We start from the raw sequence: 8,933 nt of genomic DNA on the forward strand, positions 1-8,933 counted from the left end.
AGCTAGAGTCTGGCGGCAGTGGTGTAACCAAAGGCATCCGCAGGTAAGGGGTCCTTTCCTTTTTCGTGCAATTTCGGTATACTAGCTTCCAAACCAAGAGCACCACGGAACGGTGCTCTTATGATCGGTCAGGAAGTGGAGGGGCTGCAAACCGTGCAACAGACAGCCTTTAAAGATTGGTTAACTTGGCGGGAGCAGGGCTTCACCTCGCTGCCGCTTATTGCGAAGCGCCCGCTCGCGATAGGTGAAGCAAGGCCAGCGTCGTGGGAGCGCGCATGGCAGACGGGCTCGCCGTATGCATTCGTGCTGGAGAGCGGCAAGGACGGTCGGTACACGTACCTCGGACTTCGCCCGGCATCCGTTATTCGCGGCAAAAGCTTATCGGCCGAAGCGTTCGATCTCGCCATCGCCGATGGCAGCAAGACCGTCTACACCGACCAGCCGCCGCTCGAAGCGGTGCGCAGCTGGATGGGCGGACGCCGGGCACCGCGCGTGCCGGATGCGCCGAAGTGGACGGGCGGCTGCGTCGGCTTCTGGAGCTACGACGTCATCCGTACCATTGAACGGCTGCCGGAGCTGGCGTCCGATGATCTTGGGCTGCCGGATTATCTGTTTATGCGGATGGACGAGCTGTGGATCGTGGACCATCAAGAGAATCGGCTCTATATCGCGGTGCAAACGGCGATTACAGGCGATGAATCGGAAGCGCAGCTAGAGTCGCTCTATGATGCGGCATGCGAGAGTGTAGAGCGTCTATCGCAGCAATGGGCGCAATTCACGAGCGGCGCAGCAGCTGAACAAACCGAGGCGCTTAAGCGGTCGCGCGTCGAGTTTATGGAAGATCAAACGCTGCAGATCGACGTTGAAGCGGTGAAGGGGATTGAGTCTCCTTTTGCCAAGGAGGCTTATAAGGCGGCGGTCGCGCGCATTCGCGAATACATTGCGGCTGGCGACGTTTTCCAAGTGAACCTCTCGCAGCGTCAAAGCCGCAATGTGAAGACAAGCCCCGACGAGCTGTACGAATGGCTGCGGCTGTTCAATCCATCGCCGTACATGGGCTATCTGAGCTGTCCGGATTTTCAGCTTGTCTCTGCTTCGCCGGAGCTGCTCGTGGAGCTGCAGAACGGCAAGCTCGCGACACGCCCGATTGCCGGCACCCGCAGACGCGGGCGGACGGAGGAAGAAGACCGGCAGATGGCCGAGGAGCTGCGCAGCAACGAGAAGGAGCGGGCAGAGCATATCATGCTCGTCGATCTCGAACGCAATGATCTCGGGCGCATTTCCAAGTTCGGCTCGGTGCATGTCGAAGAGCTGATGGTCATCGAGTATTACAGCCACGTCATGCATCTCGTCTCGCAAGTGGAAGGCACGATCGCGGAAGGCAAAGATGCCTACGATGCCATTGGAGCGACCTTCCCGGGCGGCACCATTACGGGCGCGCCGAAGATCCGCACGATGGAGATCATCGAGGAGCTCGAGCCGACACGGCGCGGGCCTTATACCGGATCCCTTGGATGGATTGACTACAACGGGGATATGGAATTTAATATTATTATTAGAACGATGCTGGTGAAGGATGAGGTCGTACATATTCAAGCCGGAGCGGGCGTCGTCATTGATTCCGAGCCGGAGCGTGAATATCGGGAGTCGCTCAACAAGGCGAAGGCATTATGGAAAGCCATCCAATATAGCGAGCAATGGGCAGAGCGAAGTGACGTATTAGCCAAAAGGGGGACACGCGAATGATATTGGTCATCGATAACTACGACTCATTTACGTACAACTTGGTGCAGTACCTGGGCGAGCTGGGAGAAGAAATTGTCGTTAAGCGTAACGATGAAATCGGCTTGGACGAGATTGCGGAGCTGGCTCCGGATCATATTCTGATCTCGCCAGGACCTTGCAGCCCGAACGAAGCGGGCATTAGCCTCGCGCTGATCGAGCGGTTCAAAGGTGTTATTCCGATCTTCGGCGTATGCCTCGGCCATCAATCGATCGGACAAGCATTCGGCGGTGAGGTCGTTCGTGCGGAGAAGCTGATGCACGGGAAGACATCGCAGATCATTCATGATGGACGTACGATTTTTGAAGGCATTCCTTCGCCATATACGGCAACCAGATACCACTCCCTTATTGTCAAGAAAGAAACATTGCCGGACTGCCTCGAAATTAGCGCGGAGACAGAAGAAGGCGAGATTATGGGGCTGCGTCACAAAGAGTATCTGATCGAGGGCGTCCAATTCCACCCGGAATCGATCATCACAGAGAACGGACATAAGCTGCTTCGCAATTTCCTGAATATGCGGGCAGGCGCTGTACGATGAACATCGGTTGGAATGGCAGCATTATTCGTCAGGAAGAAGCCGTGATCTCGGTATACGATCACGGTTTTTTGTATGGAATGGGACTGTTCGAGACATTCCGCACCTATGGGGGCAAGCCGTATTTGCTGCAGCGCCATCTGGATCGTCTCGCGGAAGGCTGCGCGGCACTTGGCATCCGTGGAGGCAGCGAGCTCAGCGCGGACAAACTCACTGCTTGGCTGCATCAGCTAATGGAAGCGAATCAGCTGACGGATGCTTATGTGCGGCTCACGGTTACAGCCGGCGAGGATATTCTCGGTCTCCCATCCGGTGATTACGAGAAGCCGAACATGCTCCTCATGGTCAAGTCACTGCCTGCGCCGAACCCGTCGCTGTATCAGAACGGCCGCGAGCTGGCGCTGCTGAAGACGGTGAGGAACACGCCGGAAAGCGAAGTGCGACTGAAATCGCTGCATTATATGAATAATATTATTGCGAAGCGAGAATTGGCGGGCAGCGGCGCGGCTGCTGGAGCAGAGGGACTGATGCTGACCAAGGAAGGCTACTTGGCTGAAGGCATCGTCAGCAACTTGTTCTTCGTTCGTGGAGGGCATCTCTATACGCCTGCTATTGAGACAGGCATTCTGCCAGGCATCACGCGCGGACGTGTGCTCGAGTTGGCACGTGAATCGGCAGCTGACACAGGCATCGCCGCTGCGAAGGTGGAGGAAGGTCTCTACACGTGGGTGGAACTGATGGAAGCCGACGAAGTGTTTATCACGAACTCCATTCAGGAGCTCGTGCCGGTAACCAGCTTGAGAGATCTCGCAGGCGATTGCCGGACGATAGGTAATGGTCAAGCAGGGCCGATCACGACTAAGCTGCTCGATGCTTACCAGAAGGATACGAGGTGACTGTGACGATGATGAAAGTTGGCCAGTGGCCTTACCAAAGATCTTATACGTTCCCAGATGGCGTGAAGCTCGAGCTAGGCTCGCGGACACTCATCATGGGCATTCTCAATACAACGCCGGACTCCTTCTCCGATGGCGGACGCTACAACGAAGTCGAAGCAGCTGTTCGCCATGCGCGCGAGATGGCTGCGGAAGGCGCCGATATGATCGACATCGGCGGGGAATCGACGCGGCCGGGCTTTGCGCCAGTTCCGCTCGAGGAAGAACTGAAGCGCGTCGTGCCGGTTATTCGGGCGATTCGCGAAGCACTGCCAGAGATGCCGCTTTCCATCGATACATACAAGGCAGAGACGGCGCGTCAGGCACTTGAGGCAGGAGCCCATATCATCAACGATATATGGGGCCTCAAGGGAGACGCGAAGATGGCGGAGGTTGCCGCCGCTTACGGCTGCCCGGTCATCATTAGCCATAACCGGCACGATCTCCATTATTCCGATCTCGTAACCGATGTTATTCGTGATCTTCAGGAAAGCATCGCAATCGCGAAGCGAGCCGGTGTCGCGGAAGATGCCATCTGGCTCGATCCGGGCATCGGTTTTGCCAAAACATACGACGACAATGTCGCGCTCATGGGGCAGTTGGATCGTTTAACTGCCGAAGGCTATCCGTTGCTGCTCGGCACTTCGCGCAAGAAATTCATTCGCGAGACGCTGCAGCTGGGTACAGCTGCTGAAGTCGGCTATGGCACGGCTGCGACAACGGCTCTTGGCATTGCTCAAGGCTGCCAAATCGTTCGCGTTCACGATGTCCGCGACAATAAGCGGACGGCCTTAATGTCCGATGCGATTGTATATCGTACGCGCGGTCTTAATCATACGTAAGCTTGGAGGAGGAATTTCACGGATGGATAAAATGACGCTGAGAGGCATGCGCTTCTTCGGCTACCATGGCGTATTTCCGGAGGAGAATCGGTTAGGTCAGCAATTCTATGTCGATCTGTCGCTGCAGATGGACTTGTCCGAAGCGGCGGAAACGGATGAGCTGGACTGCACCATCAACTATGCGGACATTCATGCGCGGGTAAAGACAATTGTCGAAGGTCCGCCATTTAAATTGATCGAAGCATTGGCTGGCAAGATTGCATCGGATGTGCTGGACGCTTATACTAGTGTAAATGAAGTGACGGTGTCCGTGACGAAGCCGCATCCGCCGTTTGAAATTCATTTTGACGGGGTAACGGTGGAACTTTGCAGAAAGCGGGATGAACATGGAGCTAAGCGGCCCGCAAGGCTTTAACGAACAGCTTCGTCCGATCTGGACTGAAGCTTATATTGCACTCGGCTCCAATGTAGGAGACCGCGAGAAACAGCTGCGCGATGCGCTGTCGCTGCTCGATCAGCATCCGGATATCGATGTAACGCGCGTATCCGCCATTTATGAAACAGACCCTGTCGGCTATACAGATCAGCCGGCTTTTCTCAATATGGCGGCTGCCCTGGTGACGACGCTCGAGCCGCTTCAGCTCTTGCGCGCCATGCTGGAGATGGAGACGCTGCTCGGACGTACGCGGGACATCCGCTGGGGACCGCGAACGATTGATCTCGACTTGCTGCTCTATGAAGGAGCGACGCTCGAGGATGAAGAACTGACGCTGCCGCATCCACGGATGATGGAGCGTTCATTCGTACTCGTTCCGCTGCATGATGTCATGCAGAAGGAGCATGCTTTGCAGGAACAAGTAAGTGCCATTGCACAACTAGCGTTATTGGACAGAGGGGAAGGGATCGCGCTATGGAATACGATCAACTGGCAGGGCGCGTCCGTGCATTCCGGAAGCTGAAAGGCTATACCCAGCAGGAACTGGCTGCGAAGCTGGACGTATCGGTAGCGGTGCTTGGCTCGCTTGAGCGAGGAACTCGCAAGCCGGATCCTAAGCTGCTTGAGCGGATATCGGACACACTAGGCATCAGTTACAGTGAACTGATTGCTGGTCACAATAATTAAAGCTAAGGAATATATCAATATGATCTATCATTTATCAGAAGGGAGTCTGGACGTGCATGCTTAAAATCGGAAACATCGAGATGAAGAACAAAGTCGTGCTGGCGCCGATGGCAGGTGTGTGCAACCCGGCTTTTCGACTGATCGCCAAAGAGTTCGGCACAGGCCTTGTATGCGCGGAGATGGTGAGCGATAAAGCCATCCTGCACGGCAACAAACGTACGCTGGAAATGCTGTACGTGGATGAGCGGGAGAAGCCGCTTAGCCTGCAAATTTTCGGCGGGGACCGCGAGTCGCTCGTGGAAGCTGCAAAAATTGTCGACAAACAAACGAATGCCGACATCATCGACATCAATATGGGCTGCCCGGTGCCGAAGATCACCAAGTGTGATGCTGGCGCTCGCTGGCTGCTCGACCCGAACAAAATCTACGAGATGGTGTCTGCAGTCGTGGACAACGTCGACAAACCGGTTACCGTGAAGATGCGGATCGGCTGGGACAGCGACCATGTCTACGCGATTGAGAATGCACAAGCTGTAGAGCGTGCAGGCGGCAAAGCGGTTAGCGTTCACGGACGTACCAGAGAGCAGTTGTATACAGGAGTAGCCAATTGGGACATTATAAGGGATGTTAAGCAATCGGTCTCAATTCCTGTCATCGGCAACGGTGATGTGTTCACGCCTGAAGATGCGCGCAGAATGCTTGATCACACTGGCGTGGATGGCGTTATGATCGGCCGCGGCGCGCTGGGTAACCCGTGGATGCTGTATCGTACGATCCATTACCTGACGACAGGCGAATTACTTCCTGACCCGTCGCCGCGCGAGAAGATGGACGTTGCTATTTTGCACATGGATCGCCTTGTGAACTTGAAGGGTGAAGGCACGGCTGTTCGCGAAATGCGCAAACATATGGCTTGGTACTTGAAGGGTCTTCCGGGCGCAGCTCGCGTGAAGGATGTCATTATGGAAGAAACGACACGCGACAAGATGGTGCAGATTTTGGGAGAATATGTCGAATCGCTTGGAGAACTGGGCACGGTTCCTGCTGCTGCTGATGCCTCCGCATCCTCGGATGAAGTTGTTTATCACTGATCGCTCACGCGGTGAGGCCCGGATGACGGGCACCTCCCGCGTTTCCTAGGGGAAAGCGATTACATTTGCTGTCTGCCTTTCGTTGACATATAGGTTAAGTTGCAATATAATCTTCCAATAACAAACCGACCGCCTGGCGTATTGACAATTCAATCAGATTCCTGTGCGGTGTCATCAAGAGCCTGCAGCATAATATATTAAATATCAGTGAATTCATACGCGGTATGAAAAAATGGCACACGACAGGAGATATGGTAACATGAGCGATAAAGAAATTATTCTTACGCAAGATGGACTGAAGAAGCTGGAGGATGAACTCGAGAACTTGAAGTCCGTCAAACGTCGTGAAGTTGCTGAGCGGATCAAGGTAGCCATCGGCTATGGTGATATCAGTGAGAATTCCGAATATGAAGATGCGAAGAATGAACAAGCTTTTATCGAAGGACGTATTATCACTCTGGAGAAGATGCTTCGCAACGCGCGTATCATCAATAACGATGAGATCAATACCGAAACAGTGAGCATTGGTTCTACGGTTACGGTTGAAGATTTGGAGTTCGGCGACACGATGGAATATGCGATTGTGGGTACAGCCGAGTCTGATCCTATGAATAACAAAATTTCGAATGAAAGTCCGGTTGGCAAGGCTATTCTTGGCAAAACCAAAGGCACTATCGTAGAAGTTAGCGTACCAGCCGGCATTATTCAATATAAAATTGTTGATATTAAAAAATAACCAGGCGCCTCGAGCGAATATGGCTTATGCCCTATTTTGAGAAAGCTTCCTTTGGAAGCTTTTTTCCTCATTGAGGGGCTTCCGGGGATTACAAGGAGATGATAGCAGTGGAGCAAGGAACAGGTACAGGTACAGGTACACAAGAACAAGAGCTTAGCGAGCTTCTGCAAATTCGCAGAGACAAGCTGGACGAGCTGCGCGGACTCGGAATCGATCCATTTGGCGGCAAGTTTGAACGGACTCATCATGCAAAAGAAATCGTTGACGCTTATGAGAATGTGAGCAAGGAAGAGTTAGAGGGGCAAACAATTGAAGTAACAGTGGCTGGCCGTATTATGCAGAAGCGGGGCATGGGTAAAGCGGGCTTCGCGCATATTCAAGACCTCAGCGGCAAAATCCAAGTGTATGCGCGTAAAGATACAGTAGAGGAATCGCAGTATCAAGCGTTTGAACTGCTTGATTTGGGCGATATCATTGGCGTTCGCGGTACGGTCTTCAAGACGAATACGGGCGAGACGTCGATTAAAGCGAAGGAGATTGTCGTTCTGTCGAAGTCTCTTCTTCCGCTTCCTGAGAAGTATCATGGCCTGAAAGACGTTGAACTGCGTTACCGTCAGCGTTACGTGGACTTGATCGTGAACCCGGAAGTGCAACAAACGTTCATTTCCCGTTCCCGCATTATCCAGTCGATGCGTCGCTACTTGGATGCGCGCGGTTATTTGGAAGTTGAAACGCCGACTTTGCATGCGATTGCAGGCGGTGCAGCTGCTCGTCCGTTTATTACGCACCACAATGCACTGGATATGCAGCTCTATATGCGTATCGCGATTGAGCTTCACTTGAAGCGTCTGATCGTGGGCGGTATGGAGAAGGTATATGAGATCGGCCGCGTTTACCGTAACGAAGGGATCTCGACTCGCCATAATCCTGAATTTACGATGATTGAATTGTACGAAGCGTATGCGGACTACAAAGATATTATGGCTCTTACCGAGTCTCTAATTGCGCATATCGCGCAAGAAGTACTTGGCACAACGAAGATCTCGTACCAAGGCCAGGAGGTCGATCTGACTGTAGGCTGGCGCCGTGTGTCGATGGTCGATCTTGTAAAAGAGGCGAAAGGCGTAGACTTCAGCCAGCCAATGACGGATGAAGAAGCACACGCACATGCGAAAGCGCACAATGTAAAGGTTGAGCCGCATATGACATTCGGTCATATTCTCAATGCTTTCTTCGAAGAGTTCTGTGAGCATACGCTCATTCAGCCTACATTCGTAACGGGCCACCCGGTTGCGATATCCCCGCTGGCGAAGAAGAACGATGCCGATCCACGCTTTACGGATCGCTTCGAGCTGTTCATCGTTGCGCGTGAACATGCGAATGCATTCACGGAGCTTAACGATCCAATCGATCAGCGCCAACGTTTCGAAGCGCAGCTGCTTGAGAAAGAACAAGGAAATGACGAAGCGCATGATATGGATGAAGACTTCATCCGTGCACTGGAGTATGGCATGCCGCCTACTGGCGGTCTCGGTATCGGCATCGACCGTTTGGTTATGCTGCTTACAGATGCGCCGTCCATTCGCGATGTACTGTTGTTCCCGCTTATGCGTGAACGTTCAGGCGAATAATACGATTACTAATGAACCGCCGGAATGCATAATTCCGGTGGTTTTTGCATGTTTTACGAAGAAAAGCAAAAAAGTTTAAAATAGGGGTTGCAATCCTCTGGGCCGGTATGATATATTAATCAAGTCGCCGCTGAGACATGCGAGACACGAAAAAAAAACGAAACATTTTGTTCCTTGAAAACTGAACAATGAGCGACCTGTCAAAAGGTCTTGAAACAAGCTAGTTTTTTGAATGAGCTAACAAGCGAATTCAT

At 53.0% G+C, this 8,933-nt stretch carries 10 protein-coding genes; all 10 read left to right on the top strand.

Translation table 11 applies throughout. The features are described from left to right. The first annotated feature begins 153 nt into the window (after nucleotides 1–153). The 10 genes from A8990_RS29435 to lysS all read left to right on the top strand — a co-directional run bounded on the left by A8990_RS29435 (nucleotide 154) and on the right by lysS (nucleotide 8,679). Nucleotides 154–1,746: an anthranilate synthase component I family protein gene (locus A8990_RS29435; RefSeq protein WP_245996295.1), complete on the top strand. Its 1,593-nt coding sequence runs from the start codon at nucleotides 154–156 to the stop codon at nucleotides 1,744–1,746. Then, on the top strand, nucleotides 1,743–2,324 hold the full coding sequence (gene pabA, locus A8990_RS29440; RefSeq protein ID WP_116192590.1) for an aminodeoxychorismate/anthranilate synthase component II: 582 nt from the start codon (nucleotides 1,743–1,745) through the stop codon (nucleotides 2,322–2,324). The genes A8990_RS29435 and pabA overlap by 4 nt, the downstream gene beginning before the upstream one ends. Beyond that, nucleotides 2,321–3,217 (top strand): aminotransferase class IV, encoded by an 897-nt coding sequence (locus A8990_RS29445; RefSeq protein ID WP_116192591.1) that lies wholly within the window; start codon nucleotides 2,321–2,323, stop codon nucleotides 3,215–3,217. Before pabA ends, A8990_RS29445 begins: the two co-directional genes overlap by 4 nt. Before the next feature lie 8 nt (nucleotides 3,218–3,225). After that, nucleotides 3,226–4,098 (top strand): dihydropteroate synthase, encoded by an 873-nt coding sequence (gene folP / locus A8990_RS29450; protein WP_245996297.1) that lies wholly within the window; start codon nucleotides 3,226–3,228, stop codon nucleotides 4,096–4,098. 22 nt (nucleotides 4,099–4,120) lie between these two features. Further along, nucleotides 4,121–4,513: a dihydroneopterin aldolase gene (gene folB, locus A8990_RS29455; protein WP_116192592.1), complete on the top strand. Its 393-nt coding sequence runs from the start codon at nucleotides 4,121–4,123 to the stop codon at nucleotides 4,511–4,513. Continuing rightward, nucleotides 4,485–5,057 carry a 2-amino-4-hydroxy-6-hydroxymethyldihydropteridine diphosphokinase gene (gene folK / locus A8990_RS29460; protein ID WP_116192593.1) on the top strand — a complete coding sequence of 191 codons (573 nt, stop codon included), beginning with the start codon at nucleotides 4,485–4,487 and terminating at the stop codon, nucleotides 5,055–5,057. Before folB ends, folK begins: the two co-directional genes overlap by 29 nt. Then, nucleotides 5,009–5,221 (top strand): helix-turn-helix domain-containing protein, encoded by a 213-nt coding sequence (locus A8990_RS29465; protein ID WP_116192594.1) that lies wholly within the window; start codon nucleotides 5,009–5,011, stop codon nucleotides 5,219–5,221. The genes folK and A8990_RS29465 overlap by 49 nt, the downstream gene beginning before the upstream one ends. 56 nt (nucleotides 5,222–5,277) lie before the next feature. Further along, nucleotides 5,278–6,312, top strand: coding sequence for a tRNA dihydrouridine synthase DusB (gene dusB / locus A8990_RS29470; RefSeq protein WP_116192595.1), 1,035 nt, complete (start codon nucleotides 5,278–5,280; stop codon nucleotides 6,310–6,312). A 259-nt stretch (nucleotides 6,313–6,571) separates the two neighbouring features. Continuing rightward, complete coding sequence (gene greA, locus A8990_RS29475) at nucleotides 6,572–7,048, top strand: transcription elongation factor GreA (protein ID WP_116192596.1); 477 nt, start codon at nucleotides 6,572–6,574, stop codon at nucleotides 7,046–7,048. A 107-nt stretch (nucleotides 7,049–7,155) separates the two neighbouring features. After that, entirely contained in the window at nucleotides 7,156–8,679 is a 1,524-nt protein-coding gene (gene lysS, locus A8990_RS29480) for a lysine--tRNA ligase (protein ID WP_245996298.1), read from the top strand. Nucleotides 8,680–8,933: the final 254 nt, after the last annotated feature.

It is taken from the genome of Paenibacillus taihuensis (assembly GCF_003386535.1).
GTDB lineage: Bacteria > Bacillota > Bacilli > Paenibacillales > Paenibacillaceae > Paenibacillus_Z > Paenibacillus_Z taihuensis.

What these genes read in the sequence shown, in the direction of transcription:
- pabA (WP_116192590.1), top strand. Translation starts at nt 1,743, where the DNA reads ATGATATTGGTCATCGATAACTACGACTCATTTACGTACAACTTGGTG.
- A8990_RS29445 (WP_116192591.1), top strand. Translation starts at nt 2,321, where the DNA reads ATGAACATCGGTTGGAATGGCAGCATTATTCGTCAGGAAGAAGCCGTG.
- folP (WP_245996297.1), top strand. Translation starts at nt 3,226, where the DNA reads ATGATGAAAGTTGGCCAGTGGCCTTACCAAAGATCTTATACGTTCCCA.
- folB (WP_116192592.1), top strand. Translation starts at nt 4,121, where the DNA reads ATGGATAAAATGACGCTGAGAGGCATGCGCTTCTTCGGCTACCATGGC.
- folK (WP_116192593.1), top strand. Translation starts at nt 4,485, where the DNA reads ATGGAGCTAAGCGGCCCGCAAGGCTTTAACGAACAGCTTCGTCCGATC.
- A8990_RS29465 (WP_116192594.1), top strand. Translation starts at nt 5,009, where the DNA reads ATGGAATACGATCAACTGGCAGGGCGCGTCCGTGCATTCCGGAAGCTG.
- dusB (WP_116192595.1), top strand. Translation starts at nt 5,278, where the DNA reads ATGCTTAAAATCGGAAACATCGAGATGAAGAACAAAGTCGTGCTGGCG.
- greA (WP_116192596.1), top strand. Translation starts at nt 6,572, where the DNA reads ATGAGCGATAAAGAAATTATTCTTACGCAAGATGGACTGAAGAAGCTG.